20 protein-coding genes are annotated in these 17,638 nt (G+C 54.4%); all 20 read right to left on the bottom strand.

Features of this window, described 5'->3' with window-relative positions; genetic code table 11:
• Positions 1-88 precede the first annotated feature (88 nt).
• A complete protein-coding gene (locus tag ABID47_RS03150) occupies positions 89-268 on the bottom strand; it encodes an IDEAL domain-containing protein (RefSeq protein WP_076170113.1) in 180 nt (59 codons plus the stop codon).
• A 24-nt stretch (positions 269-292) separates the two neighbouring features.
• Positions 293-799 (bottom strand): gamma carbonic anhydrase family protein, encoded by a 507-nt coding sequence (locus ABID47_RS03145; RefSeq protein ID WP_089548041.1) that lies wholly within the window; start codon positions 797-799, stop codon positions 293-295.
• 44 nt (positions 800-843) lie between these two features.
• Positions 844-1,971 (bottom strand): hypothetical protein, encoded by a 1,128-nt coding sequence (locus ABID47_RS03140; RefSeq protein WP_354494888.1) that lies wholly within the window; start codon positions 1,969-1,971, stop codon positions 844-846.
• Between the two features lie 93 nt (positions 1,972-2,064).
• A complete protein-coding gene (locus ABID47_RS03135) occupies positions 2,065-2,652 on the bottom strand; it encodes a histidine phosphatase family protein (RefSeq protein WP_354494887.1) in 588 nt (195 codons plus the stop codon).
• A gap of 38 nt (positions 2,653-2,690) precedes the next feature.
• On the bottom strand, positions 2,691-3,293 hold the full coding sequence (locus tag ABID47_RS03130; RefSeq protein WP_354494886.1) for an anti-sigma factor: 603 nt from the start codon (positions 3,291-3,293) through the stop codon (positions 2,691-2,693).
• The gene (locus ABID47_RS03125) at positions 3,290-3,883 is read right to left on the bottom strand and encodes an RNA polymerase sigma factor (protein ID WP_076170192.1); all 594 of its coding nucleotides are present in this window, start codon (positions 3,881-3,883) and stop codon (positions 3,290-3,292) included. The genes ABID47_RS03130 and ABID47_RS03125 overlap by 4 nt, the downstream gene beginning before the upstream one ends.
• Before the next feature lie 499 nt (positions 3,884-4,382).
• The gene (locus ABID47_RS03120; protein WP_354494885.1) at positions 4,383-5,480 is read right to left on the bottom strand and encodes a prephenate dehydrogenase; all 1,098 of its coding nucleotides are present in this window, start codon (positions 5,478-5,480) and stop codon (positions 4,383-4,385) included.
• Positions 5,481-5,507: 27 nt separating this feature from the next.
• A complete protein-coding gene (hisC, locus tag ABID47_RS03115) occupies positions 5,508-6,605 on the bottom strand; it encodes a histidinol-phosphate transaminase (RefSeq protein WP_354494884.1) in 1,098 nt (365 codons plus the stop codon).
• Between the two features lie 28 nt (positions 6,606-6,633).
• A complete protein-coding gene (gene trpA / locus ABID47_RS03110; RefSeq protein ID WP_354494883.1) occupies positions 6,634-7,440 on the bottom strand; it encodes a tryptophan synthase subunit alpha in 807 nt (268 codons plus the stop codon).
• Positions 7,437-8,636 carry a tryptophan synthase subunit beta gene (trpB, locus tag ABID47_RS03105; RefSeq protein WP_145131995.1) on the bottom strand — a complete coding sequence of 400 codons (1,200 nt, stop codon included), beginning with the start codon at positions 8,634-8,636 and terminating at the stop codon, positions 7,437-7,439. The genes trpA and trpB overlap by 4 nt, the downstream gene beginning before the upstream one ends.
• Positions 8,633-9,304: a phosphoribosylanthranilate isomerase gene (locus ABID47_RS03100; RefSeq protein WP_354494882.1), complete on the bottom strand. Its 672-nt coding sequence runs from the start codon at positions 9,302-9,304 to the stop codon at positions 8,633-8,635. Before ABID47_RS03100 ends, trpB begins: the two co-directional genes overlap by 4 nt.
• A complete protein-coding gene (gene trpC / locus ABID47_RS03095) occupies positions 9,297-10,127 on the bottom strand; it encodes an indole-3-glycerol phosphate synthase TrpC (protein WP_354494881.1) in 831 nt (276 codons plus the stop codon). Before trpC ends, ABID47_RS03100 begins: the two co-directional genes overlap by 8 nt.
• On the bottom strand, positions 10,117-11,157 hold the full coding sequence (trpD, locus tag ABID47_RS03090; protein ID WP_076170102.1) for an anthranilate phosphoribosyltransferase: 1,041 nt from the start codon (positions 11,155-11,157) through the stop codon (positions 10,117-10,119). The genes trpC and trpD overlap by 11 nt, the downstream gene beginning before the upstream one ends.
• A 25-nt stretch (positions 11,158-11,182) precedes the next feature.
• Positions 11,183-12,736, bottom strand: coding sequence for an anthranilate synthase component I (trpE, locus tag ABID47_RS03085; RefSeq protein WP_354494880.1), 1,554 nt, complete (start codon positions 12,734-12,736; stop codon positions 11,183-11,185).
• Between the two features lie 318 nt (positions 12,737-13,054).
• Positions 13,055-13,429 carry a chorismate mutase gene (aroH, locus tag ABID47_RS03080; protein ID WP_076170100.1) on the bottom strand — a complete coding sequence of 125 codons (375 nt, stop codon included), beginning with the start codon at positions 13,427-13,429 and terminating at the stop codon, positions 13,055-13,057.
• Positions 13,422-14,528, bottom strand: a complete 1,107-nt coding sequence (aroB, locus tag ABID47_RS03075) for a 3-dehydroquinate synthase (protein WP_354495698.1) — start codon at positions 14,526-14,528, stop codon at positions 13,422-13,424. The genes aroH and aroB overlap by 8 nt, the downstream gene beginning before the upstream one ends.
• A gap of 2 nt (positions 14,529-14,530) precedes the next feature.
• Entirely contained in the window at positions 14,531-15,700 is a 1,170-nt protein-coding gene (gene aroC, locus ABID47_RS03070) for a chorismate synthase (RefSeq protein WP_076170099.1), read from the bottom strand.
• A 347-nt stretch (positions 15,701-16,047) separates the two neighbouring features.
• Entirely contained in the window at positions 16,048-16,212 is a 165-nt protein-coding gene (locus tag ABID47_RS03065; RefSeq protein WP_167372870.1) for a hypothetical protein, read from the bottom strand.
• An 81-nt stretch (positions 16,213-16,293) separates the two neighbouring features.
• Positions 16,294-17,133, bottom strand: a complete 840-nt coding sequence (locus ABID47_RS03060; protein ID WP_354494879.1) for a CheR family methyltransferase — start codon at positions 17,131-17,133, stop codon at positions 16,294-16,296.
• Complete coding sequence (ndk, locus tag ABID47_RS03055; protein ID WP_076170097.1) at positions 17,124-17,567, bottom strand: nucleoside-diphosphate kinase; 444 nt, start codon at positions 17,565-17,567, stop codon at positions 17,124-17,126. The genes ABID47_RS03060 and ndk overlap by 10 nt, the downstream gene beginning before the upstream one ends.
• Positions 17,568-17,638: the final 71 nt, after the last annotated feature.

Raw genomic sequence — 17,638 nt, 5'->3', positions numbered from 1 at the left:
CAGCAATTTGTAAAATTCATTGGCGCAGGCCGGCCCAACAAAAAAGAAATGCAGCATGGATGTCTGCATTTCTTTTCATTTATTCCACTTAATTAAGCAACTTCAGTTCATCCGTCAGGTTACGGAAAGCCGCCTCGTCTCCGGATGCCAGAGCCCTGTCTATTTCGCGGTAAAGCTCTTCGCTCCGGTGTTTTCGCAACGCTTCGTCCCATACCATTTCAGCCGCCAGCCCCAACATGACTTCATAAGTAGCTTTCATCTTATCCATTAGGATGCACCTCCGAACCTTTGATTAGAACATCCTATACTCTTTACCCTTGTCCACATAGTTTTGAGTGGTACGATACATTCTGCGCAAGTCTTCTTCGGTTAATTCACGGACCACTCTCGCCGGCGAACCCAGAGAAAGCGTATAGGGTGGTATTTTTTTATTTTCAGTAACGATAGATCCTGCCCCTATTAAAGCATATTCACCAATCTCGGCCCCGTTCAGTACGATGGCCCCCATTCCGATTAATGTACCTTTGCCTATTGTGCAGCCGTGAACGATGGCGGCATGTCCGACCGAGACGTCGTCCTCCAGAATCAGCGGCTCGTCCGTATTGACGTGGCCTACCGCTCCATCCTGAATGTTGCACCGGTCACCGATCACGATGGGTGCCATATCACCCCGAAGCACGGCGTTAAACCATACGCTTGATTGCTGTCCAATTTGAACGTCACCGACAATTTTGGCACCCTCCGCAACATAGACGGACGGGTGGATCTTTGGCAGATGCTGGCCGTAAGGTAACAGCATGTTTTCATCACCCCTTAACTTTGGGAGTGATTGTAACAAGGCGGCTATGACTTGTCAATGAGCGGTTCCAGCTCGCCGCTTCCGAGGTTCAGGCTTTTGCTGGCCAGCTTTTGTCCAAAAGCGGTCATCTTCAGAACCATGCCGCTCTCCGGACTTTCTCCGATGCGGATCAGCCCAAGATGCATCATCATCGCGATAATTCTTTCATTTAATATCGACTCTGCAGTGTCGTAATAAAACGGTTTGATCAGCCAGCCCAAAGCATCATGCAGGGAAGCGGCGGTTACCCATTCCTTGGCGCATTCCCCGGTCCAATATACGAGGGATGCCAAGTTAGGTATGGCGCTTTTATAAAGTTTTAACCAAAAGCGGAAAATTTGTACCATGCTTTCTTTCGTCCCGCTTTCCAGCAGCTCTGCGCCCTTGCCCGACAGCTCCAGCCGGCTGCCGTTTTCTTCGATATATCTGTAGTAGAACGCATAGTCATACAGAAGCGCCATCCGGTTGGGGTATGCATTGAAGCTCCTGCCGTAGCCAAAGCGCCATCCCCCTTTGGTCAGCAGGGGCTCGCTGACATGGAACATGTCCATTAATTGCTGCTGGTATCGCTTGTACATCACGAATTCCTGATTCAGCTCGATCTCCTGCTGGTTCACATACTTCAGCATGTACATCAGATCCTCGGCGCACAGATCCTGCTCTTCCCGGTAAACCGGAGGCTCTCCGGATTTAACGACCTTTCGCTTCAGCGTGTGTCCAAGCTCGGCCCGGAACCGGTCCTTCAGATCGCTCGGCATTTGAAACAGATACTTGGTGCTGGATGTCATCCCGTTGAACAGCCAGCCGCTGCGCTTATAGCGGGCGATAGCTTCCCTCGGGGTCTCATGCACCTCGTTTGCCGGGAGGTCAAAAGTCGTCTGCCGGACAACAGCCGCCAAATCTTCTACGCTGTAAAACGATCTGCTGTCAAACAAAACCGAATTCAGAAAACGTAAATCTTGAAGGGAAACCGTGTTGACCTGCTGCGCGATAAACTCCCTCCGGTTCAGCGTGACCAGGATGCTCTGGATCAGTTCATGCTTGGAATTCCGCTTGCACTGGCATTGGTAGTGGCTTGCAATGGTAGTCAGCTGGCCGATATCCGCATACGAAAGCATATCCGCTAAATTCATGTCATCATCGCCTCGCCGTTTTACTACCATTATGGGAATTATTACAATTTTTATTCGATCCGGGCAAAAAAAATAACCCGGCGCTTGTCCGAGTTATCCGTTCTTTTCCGCCAAATGGCGGGTGCAGTTATAGAGGAGCGGCACCCAGTCGATATCCTTTTTCTCCAGGATCGTAAGCGACAGGTTGCCTATCCGTTCCGTATATTTATCCCTGTACAGTGACTTGTACAGCTGTGCCAGCAGTCCGCCGTGACTCACGACGAGCATGTTTTTATCGGGGTAAGCCGTCCACATATCCTCCATAAACGCCAAAGCTCTAGCCTCAATCTGCTCGATCGTCTCCTGGCCCAGGTCATGCACATCCCACTGCTTGCCCCAGCGGCTTTCCCGCTCATCGGCCGTCAGTCCCTCCGCTTGCCCAAAACTCCGTTCATTCAGCCGCTCATCAGGCTCAAGCAGTGGAATGTTGAGCTTGTCGGCCAGAATTTGCCCGGTTTCCTTCGCGCGGGAGAGCTTGCTGCTGATGATAAAATCCCAGCGGTACTGTTCGTGAAGCAGCCTTTCCCCAAGACGCTCCGCCTGCTGCCTGCCCTCTTCATTCAAAGGGATATCGCTCTGTCCCTGAATTTTGCCGAGCTTATTCCAATCCGTCAGTCCGTGGCGGATCAAACCGATCATCATACGCGTACCCCCTTTCTTCTATATATATGCGAAAGAACCTATTTCCTGATACGGCTGACCCTTCCCAATGAAAAGAGGGCCATTCCTACCCCGAGTACCGACAGAATCATCCAGTACTGTGGATGGGTCGGACCCATACCGGCGACAAGCGGCTCGATAATCCCGCTGTTCGTCTTCGGGATCACATAACTGACCTGTTCCGTCACCACGGACGACCCCGCCACGCCGGTCGGAAGAATCCCGGTAGGTACCGTTTCGGCTGTCTCTTTAACAAACGGCTTATCCATGATGACCCAATACAGAAAGCTCACCAAAAATACCATGACAAACCCGGCAATCCACCAGGACATGCGTTTTCGGGTAGATGCAGGTACGGCAAAAGGTTTGCTCTGGTCCGGAATCAGCCATGGGGACTCCCGGTATATGCGGTCCATGACGTTCCGGTTGATTTCTTCCGCCTGTTCTTCGGTCGGCTCCTCCTGCAATTCCATCATGAGAAGCCGGCTTTCCTTCCATAACGCCAATTCTGCTTGGCAATCACTGCAAGTGGCTGTATGCTGTTCGAGCTCAATCCGTCTCGGATCGTCTTCTTCCAAATCCAAAACGATGCCGAACAGGCTGTGAGCCTCATCGCAATTCATTTGCTTTTCATCCCTTCATATTCTTCATACGTCAGCTCGTAAAAATACGGCTCCAGCTGAACTTTTACACTGGACCTTGCCCGGAATAGAAGAGATTTTACAGAGCTGACGCTTTGACCTAAAATGTCGGCAATCTCCTGGTAATCGAGCTGATCGTATTCCCGTAAAATGAGCGCGGATCGCTGCTTTTCCGGCAGGTTGTTAATGGCCTCGCGAACCAGCTCCACCTTCTCGGTGCGCAAAATGGCCTGCTCCGGCGCCACCTCCATCGGCGCAACCGGCGTAACCCCGCTCTCTTCCAGCGGCACATTGGCGCTGCGCTGCTTTCTCAGCTCGCTGAGCACCGTATTCCGGGCAATCGTATAGAGCCATGTGGAGAACGACGCGTCGACCTCACGAAACGAATGCAGGCTCTTGAAAGCCTTGTAAAACGTCTCTGAACACAGATCTTCCGCCATTAACTCCAAATGTGAACTTTTAAGCATATGATATACAAAAGCCAATATTTTCCGCTGATAACGGCGCATCAATTCAGAGAAGAGCTCTACATTGCCCTTCTTGATGTCCTGTATCATCTGCGAATCCGTCATTTCCATTGTGACCTCCTCGACCGTACACAAGCATCCCCGTTCGATTCAGTTATATGTTTGTACTGAACAGGTGATGAAAAGTTGCGGTATTTACGCCACCGCGCGGCAGTATAAACGTCCAAAAAGCTATGTATTCGGCAAAATCGGCAACGATTCTACAAATATATCTTTTCCATTGTAACATATTAATTCCTGCTAGTCAGTCGAACCTCAAACAGAATTGCCAAATCCAAGGAGATATTAACGCTTTTTGGGACACAGTGAATCGTCACTAATCTCTTAATAGACGAATTTCGCCCCGTAAATGTTGCTAGATTATAGAAAAAAAATGGCCGCAAAATAAAAAAAGGCAAAAAAAAACCACCCGCATCGGGTGGCTGCACAAAGTGCCATTTATTTGGATAGGAGTGGAGAGAAACCATACTGTACTTTTATTATATGTATACGTTTTCATTTTGTCAACACTAAAGTAAGCGTTTTTTTGTAAACGTTTTAAAATTTACTGCGATACCTGATAACTCATGGATTGCAGCAGTTCCTTGGCCCGCTCCAAATCATGTTCCTGCCTGAAGGATAGGCGCAGAATGCCCGGGACGTCCTCCCGGCTCTCGATGATCTGCATGTTGCTGAGGTTGATGTGCCGAACCCCCAGCTCTGTGGCGATTTTCCCGATAATACCGGGCGTATCCGGTACGTCGAGGTACAGATCGAAACTAGGCGTAATCATGCCTTTGCGGCGCTCCGGAAGCTCACTGCGGAAATCGTTCGCCTTGGCAAACGCCTCTTGAATGGCCTGTCCATCGCCCTCTTCCAGCATCTCTACGAACGCGGCGATGCCTTCATTCCAGTCCTTGAGCTGTCTGAGCAGCACGTTTTTGTTGCCCAGCAGGATGTCGCGCCAAATCAGCGGATCGCTGGATGCAATCCGGGTAATGTCACGAAAACCGCCTGCCGCGAGCAGCCGGTATAAGGAATTGGAATGATTGTAATCGCACACCTGGTTCACCAGCGCCACTGCGATGATATGCGGCAGATGGCTGATCGCCCCGACGATTTCATCGTGCAGGACCGGATCCACCTTGACGATTTGGGCGCGGGTGTAAGACAGCAGCTGCGCGAGCGCGTCATAAGCATGATCAGGCGTGCCCGGAGGTGGAGTCAGCACATAATACGCATTCTCAAACAGCAGCGGCGTGGCCGCCTCTACACCGGAACGCTCGGAGCCTGCCATCGGGTGCCCGCCGATGAAGTAAAAGTCCTTAGAATCATGCGCACGCGCCGCCTGCGCGATGCTTGCCTTCGTGCTGCCCACATCGGTGATGATGCAGCCCTTTTTCAATGGCAGGGCGCTTAACCGGTCCAGGTATTCTTCAAGCATACCTACAGGAACGCACAAAAAAATGAAGTCCGCATCAAGTGCGGCTTCTTCCATGGACAGCGTCGCTGCGTCGACGACGCCGCGGCTCATATATTTGTCGGCCAATTCGGGGAGATGGGCATGGCCCACGACGGTTAAGCCGGGCTTGCCTTTAAAGCATAGCGCCAGCGAACCGCCGATCAGACCCACTCCAAATATAGCAATCTTCGTTGTATTCATGTTCCCTCACTCGTTTGTTCGCACTTACTACACTTGGGCCTTGTCTTCGCTCAATACCTGCTCCAATGCGTGAATAAATGCTTTATTTTGTTCCTCGGATCCAACGGTCACACGAACATGGTTCGGATACTTGCCGAATCCGGCGCGAACGATGATCCCCTTCTGAAGCAGCGATTGGAACATTTCCACCGCAGGCTTGCGCACATTGACCATAATAAAGTTGCCGTGCGCCGGGAAGTAATCAAGACCCAGCCGGTCGAACTCAGCCTGCAGCTGCTTGATGCCCTCCGCGTTCGCGATGCGGCAGTTGGCCACATATTCCTGATCGGCAAGCGCAGCTTTGGCCGCTGCCTGGGCTGCCCGCGTCGTGTTGAACGGCTCACGCACCCGGTTGATCAGCTGAATGACCTCAGGCTGAGCCACGCCGTAGCCGATCCGCAGGGAAGCCATGCCGTAGATCTTCGAGAAGGTCCGGAGAACGACCAGATTTGGATATTGGGATAGGAGCTTGCTTCCGTCCGGGTAGGAGAGGTCGGTTACATACTCGAAGTAAGCCTCATCCAGCACCACCATCACATTCGATGGAACTTGATCCAGGAAACCGGTCAATTCGGTTTCGGAGAGAATCGTTCCCGTCGGGTTGTTCGGGTTGCAGATCCACACGATCTTCGTCTTGCTGCTGAGCTTGGCGAGCATCGCTTCAAGATCATGCTTTCCGTCCGACAGCGGAACCTCGATGCTGACGGCCCCTTCGATGTCGGCGTTGCTTTTATACACGGAGAAGGTTTGATCCGCCATGATGGTCTCATCGCCGGATACCAAGAACGCGCGGCAGATCAGGGCGATGACTTCGTCCGAGCCGCAGCCGAAAATGATTTGCCCGGGCTCAACTCCAAGGAAGCGGGCCACTTCAGCCGTAAGCTCCACCGCGCCTCCGTCCGGGTACAGACTGATGTTGTCGAGCTCGGCAAGCACCGCCTCCTTCACACGCGGCGAAGCGCCGTAAGGATTTTCGTTGGAAGCCAGCTTGATGACTTCGCTGAGACCAAGCTCCCGCTTGACTTCTTCAATCGGTTTGCCCGGCTCATAGACCGGAATGTTCACTATCTGGGATTTTGGTTTCACCGTATCCCCCCTCACTTTCAACTCAAGATTATGGTTTTAATTGTGCCACAAATTCACGGATTTGCAAAAGCCCCTGCTCATGCGTATCTTCGCCCTGCAGCAGCGGAATGGCCTCTTCGACCTTGCGGACGATGGCGCTGCCCACGACGACGCCGTCGCAGATCCGGGAAAAGCGTACCGCCTGCTCCCTGTTCGAAATACCGAAGCCGATAGCCACCGGAATATCCGTATACTTCTTCACGCTGGCGATGAAATCTTCCACGCCTTCGTGGAAGCTCGCCCGCTCACCCGTCACGCCGAGCGAGGATACGCAGTAAATGAAGCCTCTGGCTCCTTCCACGATCGATTTAATCCGTTCATGGGAAGTCGGAGCCACCAGCGGCACGACATGGATATCCGAGCGCTCGGCCCGGGCGCGCACGTCTGCTGACTCCTCGATCGGCAGGTCCGGAATGATGATGCCGCTGATCTCATGTGCTTTGACCTCTTCAAAAAAGCGGTCCAGCCCGAACTGAAGCACCGGATTATAATAAGTAAACAGGATGAATGGCAGCTTCACCCCGGCCTTGCGTGCTCTGACCGCCGTTTCCATGCAGGTTTTGATCGTTACCTGATGCTTCAGCGCTCGCTCGGAAGCCCGCTGAATAACCGGGCCGTCGGCCAAGGGGTCTGAATAAGGCACGCCAAGCTCGATCATGTCGGCTCCGGCAGCTTCGAGACCGGCTATAATTTCAACCGACGTCTCGGGATCCGGGTCCCCGATGGTCAGAAACGGAATCAGCGCCGTTTGATTCTCCTGTTTGAGACGGGCAAACGTTTGATCCATCAAATTCATGCCTGTTTACCTCCCGTATAAGCCATGATGGACTCCACGTCCTTGTCTCCACGTCCGGACAGGCAGATGACGACGATGTCGTCCTCACTGAGCCGCGGCGCCATCTTCACCACTTCAGCGATCGCATGTGCGGATTCCAGGGCCGGAATGATCCCTTCCGTCCGGCATAGCAGCTGAAGCGCGTCGAGCGCTTCCTGGTCCGTGATCGGAACGTATTGGGCGCGCTCAATATCCTTGAGGTAAGAGTGCTCCGGTCCGACTCCAGGATAATCCAGGCCGGCCGATATGGAGTGGGCTTCCTGAACCTGGCCGAAATCGTCCTGCAGCAGATAGCTCATGGAGCCTTGGAAGACGCCATGAGTGCCCTTGCTCATCGTCGCGGCGTGGAAGGCGGTCTCCACACCCTTACCAGCGGCCTCTACGCCGATCAACCGGACGTCCTTGTCTTCGATAAACGGATAGAACATGCCGATCGCATTGCTGCCGCCGCCGATGGCCGCGACAACATAGTCCGGCAAACGCCCTTCCGCCTCCTGGATTTGGCGGCGCGTCTCATCGCCGATAATCCGCTGGAAGTTGCGCACCATCATCGGATACGGATGCGGCCCTACGGCAGAGCCGAGGATGTAGAACGTATCGTCGACATGGCTGACCCAGTACCGCAGCGCCTCGTTGCCGGCGTCCTTCAGCGTGCGCGAACCGGACGTAACGGGTACGACTTCGGCGCCCAGCATCTGCATCCGGAATACGTTCAGCGCCTGCCGCTTCGTATCCTCTTCCCCCATGAACACCTTGCATTCCATGCCAAGGAGTGCGGCTACGGTTGCCGTTGCCACACCATGCTGGCCTGCTCCCGTCTCGGCAATGACCTTCGTCTTGCCCATTCGTTTAGCGAGGACGCCTTGTCCGAGCGCGTTGTTGATTTTATGGGCGCCGGTGTGATTGAGATCCTCCCGTTTCAGGTAGATCTTCGCCTTCCCCAAATGCTTGCTGAGACGCTCCGCATAGTACAGGGGCGTCTCACGGCCGGAGTACTGCTTAAGCAGATAGTTCAGCTCCTCCTGGAAGCTTGGGTCGTCCGAATATCGGTTGTATGACTCCTCGAGCTCGATCAGCGCGTTCATGAGCGTCTCGGGAACGAATCTTCCGCCAAACGGTCCGAAGCGTCCGTTCTTGTCTGGTAATTGTGTTGTCATGCCTGCTTCACCCTTCCCACAAATGCTGCGATTTTGTCTATATCCTTCACTCCGTCACTTTCCACGCCGCTGGAAACGTCTACGCCGTCCGGGCTGTACTTATCGATCAGCTCGGCCACGTTGGACGGCAGAAGTCCGCCGGCTACAAACAGCGGAATCCCTTGGGCTCTCGCCCAATCGCGGTATGCCGGTATCTCCTCCCAGGCAAACGTGCTTCCCGATCCTCCGCCATACAGCGGATCGAATGTATCAAGCAGCAGGCCATCGATCACGCCTGCGTATAGTTCATGATTTATAGATGCTTCAGAATTCTCATTAAGGGATTGAACCGATAAGACCTTGAATACCCGGGTCCCCAAGCGCTCCTTGACCTCCCGGCAAAATTGCGGGCTTTCCTGTCCATGGAGCTGAACGACGTCGAGCTGGGCTTCCTTCACGATCGCGGCAAGCTCTTCCAGTTCCGGGTTGACGAACACGCCGACGCTTTGCGGAATTTCGGGCGTCTTCCACGCCTTCAGCTGCGCTGAAAGCAGGGCAGCCTGCTCAGGCGTTACCCGGCGCCGGCTCGGTGCGAATACGAATCCGATATAATCCACAGGCAAGTTTACCATTGATTTTAGCACTTCAACGTCCTGAAGTCCACAAATTTTTACCGCCGTCTCACCCACGATGCTTCACTTCTTCCCCGGATAAGATCGGCCCCATCAAGTCACGGACCGCCTCCGCGATGTCATCCCGGCGCATGAAATACTCTCCGATCAGCACGCCGCTTGCTCCCGCCTGCTCCAAATAAGCCATATCTTCTTTGCCGGCGATACCGCTCTCACTGATGACCGGAATCCCTTGTGGAATCAGCTCCCGAAGCTTTGCCGTTGCCTCCAGGGAAGTCTCGAACGTATGCAGATTCCGGTTGTTGATCCCGATCAGCGCTCCTTGGTGCAGATCCGCTCCGAGGCCAAGCACGGCTTCAAGCTCTTCCCGGCTGTGAACCTCAATCAGAGCGTCGAGCCCGAGCGCACCCGCCCGCTGCAGGTAAGCGGCGATTTGATCGGGCTCCAGAATGGCCGCGATCAGCAGCACCGCGTCCGCACCGAGGAGGCGGGCTTCATAAATTTGCCGCTCGTCGATGATGAAATCCTTCCGCAGCAGCGGCAGGTTCACCGCGGCGCGCACATCGCGCAAATACTGACCGCTCCCCTGGAAGTATTCCACGTCCGTCAAAACTGACAGGCAGTCGGCCCCTGCCGCTTCATAAGCCTGGGAGATACGCACCGGATGAAAATCCGGACGGATGAGACCCTTGGAAGGCGACGCCTTCTTCACCTCGGCGATCAGACCCATGCTCCGCTTGCGTCCTGCAGTCAGCGCCTTGTGGAACCCTTTGGTCGCGGGCATCGCCGCGATTTGGCGCTCCGCTTCCGCAAGTGAAAAATGCTCGGCGAGTCGGGACACCTCGGTCCGTTTGGTTTGTACGATTTTATCAAGATACATAGCTCAGCTCTCCTGTCATTTGGATCAGTTGCTCAAGTTTGGCCGATGCGCTGCCGTTGTCGATGGCTCGGGCCGCCGCCTGTACGCCTTCCGCGATGCTGTCCGCAAGGCCTGCGACATAGATACATGCCCCCGCGTTGGCCAGCACGATGTCGCGGTACGGGCTCTTCTCGCCTGCCAGCACCGAACGGATAATGGCGGCATTCTGCACCGCATCGCCGCCCAGAACGGCTTCAAGCGGGTGGACGTCCAACCCGAGATCATGCGGGTGAATCTGATAGGTCCGCACTTCGCCGTGACGCAGTTCGGAAATTTGCGTCGGCCCCGAGATGCTGATTTCGTCCAGCCCTTCCAGGCTGGTCACAACGAGCGCCCGTTTGGAGCCGAGCTCCTTCAGCACGTTTGCGATCGTTTCGGTCTTGTTCCGGTCGTAGATTCCCAGCAGCTGACGGTCGGCTCCGGCCGGATTCGTCAGCGGTCCCAGCATATTAAATACCGTCCGTACGCCGAGCTCCTTGCGTGGAGCGGCTGCATGCTTCATGGACGGATGGTAGATTTGGGCGAACAGGAAGCAGATGCCGATTTCCTCGAGGCACCGTTTAGCCTGTTCACTGCTCAAGTGAATGTTAACGCCGAGCGCCTCCAGCACATCGGCGCTGCCCGCGCGGCCGGAGGCCGAGCGGTTGCCATGTTTAGCCACACGGACCGAAACGGAAGAAGAAATAATCGCCGAGACGGTGGAAATGTTGAATTTGTGGATCCCCGATCCGCCCGTTCCGCAAGTATCCAGCAGCCTTGCGTTATCAGTCGCCACATGGCTCGCGACGCTTCTCATCGCTTCGGCAAACCCCGTGATTTCCTCCACGGTCTCCCCCTTGATCCGCAGCGCCGTCAGCAGCGCCCCGATCTGGGAAGATGTTGCTGCTCCTTCCATGATGCACTGCATCAGTCCGCGGGCTTCCTCCCTTGAAAGATCCGCGCCTCCGATCAATTGTGACAAACTCGCATGTATCAATTCGCTTGCGCTCATGCTCTTTCCTCTCCTTTCCGGTCCATTAAGGTGTATATTCAAAGAAATAATCCTGATTGGTCACTTCCCGCTCCTGTTTGACCGGCGGGAACATCGCTTCCGCTGTCCGGATCGATTTCAGGAGCGCTTTGGCTTTGTTTACCGTCTCCTCATACTCTTTCTCCGGAACGGAGTCCCACACGATGCCTGCTCCCGCCTGCACGTAAGCCTTGCCCTTGCGGAATATGATCGTCCGGATCGTAATACAGGAGTCCATGTTGGCGTTAAATCCCAGATACCCGATGGCACCGGCATAAGCGCCGCGCGCCTCCCGCTCCATCTCAGCGATGATCTCCATCGCTCTCAACTTCGGTGCTCCGGACACCGTTCCCGCCGGCAGGCAGGACAGAAAGGCATCGAAGAAATCTTTGTCGTCCCGCAGCGTCCCCGATACATTCGAAACCATGTGCATCACATGCGAATATTTCTCAATTTCCATAAAGCTGTCGCATTTCACGGTGCCGAACGCCGACACCCTGCCAAGATCGTTGCGTCCCAAATCCACGAGCATCAGATGCTCGGCGCGCTCCTTTTCGTCGGCGAGCAGCTCGGCAGCAAGGCGGCTGTCTTCGGCCTCATCGACTCCCCGCGGCCGCGTGCCTGCGATCGGCCGGGTGCTGACCCGGTTGCCGTCGACCTTGACCAGCGCTTCGGGTGAGGTGCCGACAATGATTTCTTCATGCATTTTCAAATAATACATATAAGGCGAAGGATTCAGTGTTCTCAGCACCCGGTACACATGCAGCGGGGACACCTCCGTCTCGATATGAAAGCGCTGGGACAGCACTACCTGAAAAATGTCCCCTGCGCGAATATACTCCTGCGCTTGGCGAACGTTCGCCATATACTGCTCCTTGGTCATGTTCGACTTGATTTCGCCGAGGTCGATGTCCACCGGAATGCTGCGACCGTTGACATTCTCTCGCGGACCCTGCTCTTGCAGCTGCCCCGCGATCTCCTCCAGCCTGCGGTCCACCTCGTCATACGTTTTGAGGATCGCTTCGTCGTTGTCCCCTTCCTTTACATGCACGTTGCCGACCAGCAAAATTTGCTGCTTCACATGATCGAACACGATGACGGTGTCGCAGAACATGAAGCGGATGTCGTCCATCCCCAGATCGTCGACCTGATGCGCGGGAAGCTTCTCATAATACTGCAGCAGATCGTATCCGAAGAAGCCGATCGCTCCTCCCGTGAACGGAGGAAGATCATCGAGTTTCGGACTTCGATACGAGCGAAGCAGCGCTTTGAGCTCCTCAACAGGCTTCCCTTTCATGGACTGCTTCTGTCCGCCCTGCTCCAGCACGATTTCCCCCTTCTTGCCGGAGATCATCATGAACGGGTCCGTCCCGATAAACGAATAACGGGCCCACTGGCTTCCTCCCTCTACACTTTCAAGCAGAAATGCGCATTCCCGCTGGGCATAGCGCTGAAATATACGGATAGGCGTTTCCATATCGGCCAGCAGCCGCTTGACGACCGGGATCAAATTGTACTGCCCGGCCAGGGCGATGACCTGCTCTTTACTAGGATTCAACATCGTGTACCCTCCTTCGATTGATCAGGACTTTGTTGAGCAGCAGACTCGAAAGCAACAAAAAAACCTCTACCGAAGTAGAGGTTTGGATTTCAATAAGTATATGAAAGAGTCCGACAGCATGAACCGCATCAGCATTCACCTGTTCCCTAATACAAGGAAACGCCTTGACTGCCTTAGCACGGACATGTTGACGAAATATATATGCAACCTTATGGACTCTGCTCTTCTATACTTAACTCATCTCATCTAAACTCTACTCATCTCAACTACCTACACTATACAGGAACATTCCCTGTTATGGCAACCATGTTTTTCAACTCAGGCTTTGGGTGCGGCCAAATCCGGGCGCAGCTTCTTCGCTTCATTCAGGTAGACGTGGTTGATCTCTGCCTGGCCCTTCTCGGTATTGACCGTCACCATAAGACGGATGCAGCGCGGCAGGCTTCCCTTGACAGGAACCTCCATCGAACACATCAGCGGTACAAGCTCCCAGCCTTCCAGCTGGCGGATCGCTTTGGCCGGAAACGCTGCATCCAGATCTTGGGTCAGCGTAATCCAGATGCTGCAAATGTCTTCCGGATTGATCTCGTTGCGGTCGGCAATTTCCTTCATCAAACGAAGGGTTTCATCCAGAATTTCCTGTTCGTCGTTGCGGGTTACTGTTGTTGCTCCCCGTATTCCCCGGTTATACATGCTCAGGCTCCTTTCTTCTCAGCTCTTCGATCACTTCGCGGACCAGAGCCTCCGGAATGTCTTTCACAATGCTGACCTCCCCGATCCGATCCGGGACGATAAACACCATGGTGCCTTCCGTAAATTTCTTGTCATGCTTCATCGCCGCGATCAGCTCATCCGTGGACAAGTGCTCCGGCAGTACGACCGGAAGCTTCAGTGCCTTCAGCATGGACACCGTTTCCGGAAAGATGGAGGCATCGCGTCCCAGTTTGACAGCCAGCATTGCCGAGCCCGCCATCCCGATGGAAATCGCCTCACCGTGCAAAAATTCTCCGTAACCCCCCACCGCTTCAATCGCATGGCCAATCGTATGGCCCAGATTCAAAATGGCGCGCAGGCCGCCCTCGCGTTCATCGGCTGACACGACATCGGCCTTGATGGAGCAGCCGCGTTCCAATCCGTACGCCAGCGCCTCCCGGTCCAGGGACAGCAGCTCAGACGCGTGGTCGCGGCACCAGCCGGCAAACTCCGCATCCCGGATCAGGCCGTGCTTGACCATCTCGGCAAGACCGGCGGATACTTCGCGTGCCGGGAGCGTCTGCAGCGTATCCATGTCGTATAGCACCAGCTCGGGCTGGTGGAAGGCGCCGATCATGTTTTTGGCGAGCCGGTGGTTGACGGCTACCTTCCCGCCGACGCTGCTGTCATGCGCCAGAATCGTGGTCGGAATCTGCACGAACTTGACACCGCGCATATATGTAGCAGCCACGAAGCCGGCAAGGTCTCCGACTACGCCTCCGCCGAGTGCCAGAACGGCCGAGCTGCGATCCAGACCGCCCTGGATGGCCGTCGTCATCACTTCTTCATACACTGCGAGGGATTTGGACGTTTCCCCCGATTTGACGATCGAGACGACCGCTGTATATCCCCGGCTTTCCAGACTTTGCTTGAGGGTGTCCAGATGGCGGGCCGCAACCTGCTCATCCGTGACGATCAGATGCGTGCTTTTCTTGGTCAGCCCATGCTTCTCCAGATAACTTCCCGTTTCGGGAAGAAGGGACGGGCCAATATAGATCGGATACGAACGGTCGCCAAGCTCCACTTGTACGGTTCTCATCATTAGTACCTCTCCACTTGGGCAAGGTAATTTTCATAGTTGGCTTTGATTTCGTCCATGGAATCGCCGCCGAACTTCTCCAGGAACGCCTTGGCGATTTCCCATGCGACCACATGCTCCATCACCACGCTCGCCGCCGGAACGGCGCAGGCGTCCGAACGTTCTACCTGAGCGGTGTACGGCTCTTTCGTGTCAATATCCACGGTCTGCAGCGGTTTGTACAGCGTCGGGATCGGCTTCATCACGCCCCGGACGACAACTGGCATGCCGTTGGTCATGCCGCCCTCAAAACCGCCCAGGCGGTTGCTGGCCCGGGTATATCCCTTGCCTTCCTCGTACAGGATCTCGTCGTGAACCTGGGATCCGCGCAGCACGCCGGCCTCAAACCCGATGCCGATCTCGACGCCTTTAAACGCGTTGATCGACATGACCGCCTGAGCGATCCGTCCGTCCAGCTTGCGGTCGTACTGCACGTAACTCCCCAGACCGACCGGTACGCCCTCAACGACGCACTCCACGATCCCCCCGATGGAATCGCCTTCTTTCTTGATTTCATCGATGTAGGCTTCCATTTTCGCTTCCGTCTCAGGATCTACCACCCGAACCGAGGAAGCCTCGGTGCGTTCGATCAGTTCGTCGACGCTCAGGTTGTTGGCCGGCGCTTCAATCTCGCCGATCCGGATGACCTGCCCGGCAATTTTGATGCCGAAAGCTTCGAGAAACTGGCGGGCGATCGCCCCGCAGGCAACGCGTGCCGCCGTCTCGCGCGCGCTGGAGCGCTCCAGCACGTTCCGCAGGTCTTTATGGTTGTATTTCAGGCCTCCGTTCAGGTCGGCATGTCCCGGGCGGGGACGGTGAACGCGGCGTTTCTCTTCATCCGACCCTTCGATCGGCTCCACGTTCATGATGCTGCTCCAGCTCGCCCAGTCCTTGTTCTCGACCACGAGGGCAACTGGCGCTCCCGTCGTATAACCGTGCCGGACACCGCCTACAATATTCGCCGTATCCTTCTCGATTTGCATGCGGCGCCCGCGTCCATGCCCCTTCTGTCTGCGTGCAAGCTGAAAATTGATGGCTTCAAAGTCCAGTTTCAACTGGCTCGGCAATCCTTCGATAATGGCCGTGAGTTGAGGTCCGTGCGTCTCCCCCGCCGTTAAGTAGCGTATACTCATGGTGCTTTCCCCCTTTAAACTGTTAAACATTAACTGGCTAAAATCCGCAGATATCTTTTGCCATTATAGTATAGGTGCCACGCTTTGACAAGAAACCCCTACAGCTATATACAATGTGCTAAAGCTAGGGAAAACACTTCGCTGTATTGAAGATGATTCAAGGAGAAGCTTGGTTCATATTAGCCCGTTATATTGAAAGCCCACGATCAAGGCCAGCTGTTCGGTTCGTTTACAGCTTCAGTCCTTTGCATCGGGGCACCTGAAAGAATAGCCCCGTAACCAAGCACAAAAAAGCACCGTCTTTCCTAGTGAAAGAACGGTGCTTATTAGCGCCAGCTTCCGCCTGCCTACCGGCTGACCGGCTGGCCGCTTCGCTGCGTATTCTTCTGACCTTCCAGGGAATCCTGTACCAGGCGGCTCAGCTGGACGCTCTCAATGCCCAGAATCTGTCCGCATTCCTGAATGGTAATAAACCCGCGCTGATACGCGGTAATTACCTTTCGTTTGTCCATGATGTGCAAACCTCCGCTTTGTCTGATGCCGTAATATAATCGTAGTATCGCAAAGAGAAGGTTTGAATATACCTTGACACCTTAAGCGTCAGCCTTTTTCCGGTAAAAAAAGGTTTCGGTCGGCTCGAGCCCATATTGGCCCGGCGTAAAAATTTGCTCGGTGCTTCCCACAAAAAGATATCCCCCGGGACGCAGAGCAGCGGCAAATTTATGGTAAAGCTTGGCTTTGGCTTCTTCAGTAAAATAAATCATTACATTCCGGCAGACGATGAGATCGTGATTCTGCTCAAACGTGTCGGTCAGCAGATTCTGCTTACGAAATTGGACGTTTGCCTTGAGCCCTTCGCTAAACTTGTACATCGGACCTTCCTGGGAAAAATACCGGGCCGCGACTTCCTTCGGCACGTCCTTCAGCGAACGCTCGAGGTACAAGCCCTGTTTCGCCTTGGCCAGCGCGCCCTCATCGATATCGGTGGCAACCAGCGTGCTCGTCTGCAGCAGCCCTTTGCCGTCCAAAATCATGGCCAGCGTATAGGGCTCCTCTCCCGTGGAACATGCGGCGCTCCATACCTTAAGCCTGGACCGCGCACCTGCGGTCAATTCGGGAAGGATCACATCGCGCAGCACTTCCCAGCGGTTCGGGTTGCGCCAAAATTCCGAGACGTTGATCGTCATCCGGTCCAGAAACTCATGAAACAAGCGCTTATCCTTTTGCAGCGCCTCGAAAAATTCCGTAAAACTGCTGTATCCGTTCTTTACCCTGAGCGTTGTCAGACGCCGCTTCATTTGGGCTTCCTTATAGTCCGAAAGGTCGATTCCCGTGCTTCGCTTAATATTCTGGATAAACCCTATGTAATCCGGATCGGGCGTCCCTGGCTCTTCCGACGCGCCGCTATTATATAAAACAGGCTTTACATCCACGGCGTAATGCTGCGGTCGTAATCCACCAGTTCATGCGCTTCGAAGAAATTCGCGATTTCGCGTGCGCTGCTCTCCGGTGAATCCGAGCCGTGAATCAGATTATGGGGCGTATGGGAAGCGTAGTCCCCGCGGATGGTGCCCGGCAGAGCCTCCGTGACTTCTGTTTTGCCCATCAGAATGCGGGACAATTGAATAATGTTATCCCCTTCCCATACCATGGCGAACACAGGGCCGGACGTGATGAACTTTACCAGATTGTCATAAAAGTCCTTGCCCTCATGCTCCGCGTAATGACGCTTGGCCTGCTCGTCCGACACCTGAACCAGCTTGCCGGCCACCATTTTGAAACCTTTGTCTTCCAATCTGCCGATAATTTTACCGATTAAACCACGCTGCACTCCATCAGGCTTGATCATTAAAAAAGTTCGCTGCATAAACTCACTCTCCATTTCCTCAAGTCATTGCGAATGTTGTACATAGTTATGATTTGTATTGTAAACAGAAA

It is taken from the genome of Paenibacillus favisporus (assembly GCF_040545415.1).
GTDB lineage: Bacteria > Bacillota > Bacilli > Paenibacillales > Paenibacillaceae > Paenibacillus_AQ > Paenibacillus_AQ favisporus.
This window is presented reverse-complemented; position numbering and strand designations above follow the sequence as displayed.

What these genes read in the sequence shown, in the direction of transcription:
- ndk (WP_076170097.1), bottom strand. Translation starts at nt 17,567, where the DNA reads ATGCAGCGAACTTTTTTAATGATCAAGCCTGATGGAGTGCAGCGTGGT.
- ABID47_RS03150 (WP_076170113.1), bottom strand. Translation starts at nt 268, where the DNA reads ATGGATAAGATGAAAGCTACTTATGAAGTCATGTTGGGGCTGGCGGCT.
- ABID47_RS03065 (WP_167372870.1), bottom strand. Translation starts at nt 16,212, where the DNA reads ATGGACAAACGAAAGGTAATTACCGCGTATCAGCGCGGGTTTATTACC.
- aroH (WP_076170100.1), bottom strand. Translation starts at nt 13,429, where the DNA reads ATGTATAACCGGGGAATACGGGGAGCAACAACAGTAACCCGCAACGAC.
- aroC (WP_076170099.1), bottom strand. Translation starts at nt 15,700, where the DNA reads ATGAGTATACGCTACTTAACGGCGGGGGAGACGCACGGACCTCAACTC.
- trpE (WP_354494880.1), bottom strand. Translation starts at nt 12,736, where the DNA reads ATGTTGAATCCTAGTAAAGAGCAGGTCATCGCCCTGGCCGGGCAGTAC.
- ABID47_RS03145 (WP_089548041.1), bottom strand. Translation starts at nt 799, where the DNA reads ATGCTGTTACCTTACGGCCAGCATCTGCCAAAGATCCACCCGTCCGTC.
- trpC (WP_354494881.1), bottom strand. Translation starts at nt 10,127, where the DNA reads ATGTATCTTGATAAAATCGTACAAACCAAACGGACCGAGGTGTCCCGA.
- ABID47_RS03120 (WP_354494885.1), bottom strand. Translation starts at nt 5,480, where the DNA reads ATGAATACAACGAAGATTGCTATATTTGGAGTGGGTCTGATCGGCGGT.
- ABID47_RS03125 (WP_076170192.1), bottom strand. Translation starts at nt 3,883, where the DNA reads ATGACGGATTCGCAGATGATACAGGACATCAAGAAGGGCAATGTAGAG.
- ABID47_RS03135 (WP_354494887.1), bottom strand. Translation starts at nt 2,652, where the DNA reads ATGATGATCGGTTTGATCCGCCACGGACTGACGGATTGGAATAAGCTC.
- trpA (WP_354494883.1), bottom strand. Translation starts at nt 7,440, where the DNA reads ATGAATTTGATGGATCAAACGTTTGCCCGTCTCAAACAGGAGAATCAA.
- trpB (WP_145131995.1), bottom strand. Translation starts at nt 8,636, where the DNA reads ATGACAACACAATTACCAGACAAGAACGGACGCTTCGGACCGTTTGGC.
- ABID47_RS03140 (WP_354494888.1), bottom strand. Translation starts at nt 1,971, where the DNA reads ATGAATTTAGCGGATATGCTTTCGTATGCGGATATCGGCCAGCTGACT.
- ABID47_RS03130 (WP_354494886.1), bottom strand. Translation starts at nt 3,293, where the DNA reads ATGAATTGCGATGAGGCTCACAGCCTGTTCGGCATCGTTTTGGATTTG.
- trpD (WP_076170102.1), bottom strand. Translation starts at nt 11,157, where the DNA reads ATGAGCGCAAGCGAATTGATACATGCGAGTTTGTCACAATTGATCGGA.
- aroB (WP_354495698.1), bottom strand. Translation starts at nt 14,528, where the DNA reads ATGAGAACCGTACAAGTGGAGCTTGGCGACCGTTCGTATCCGATCTAT.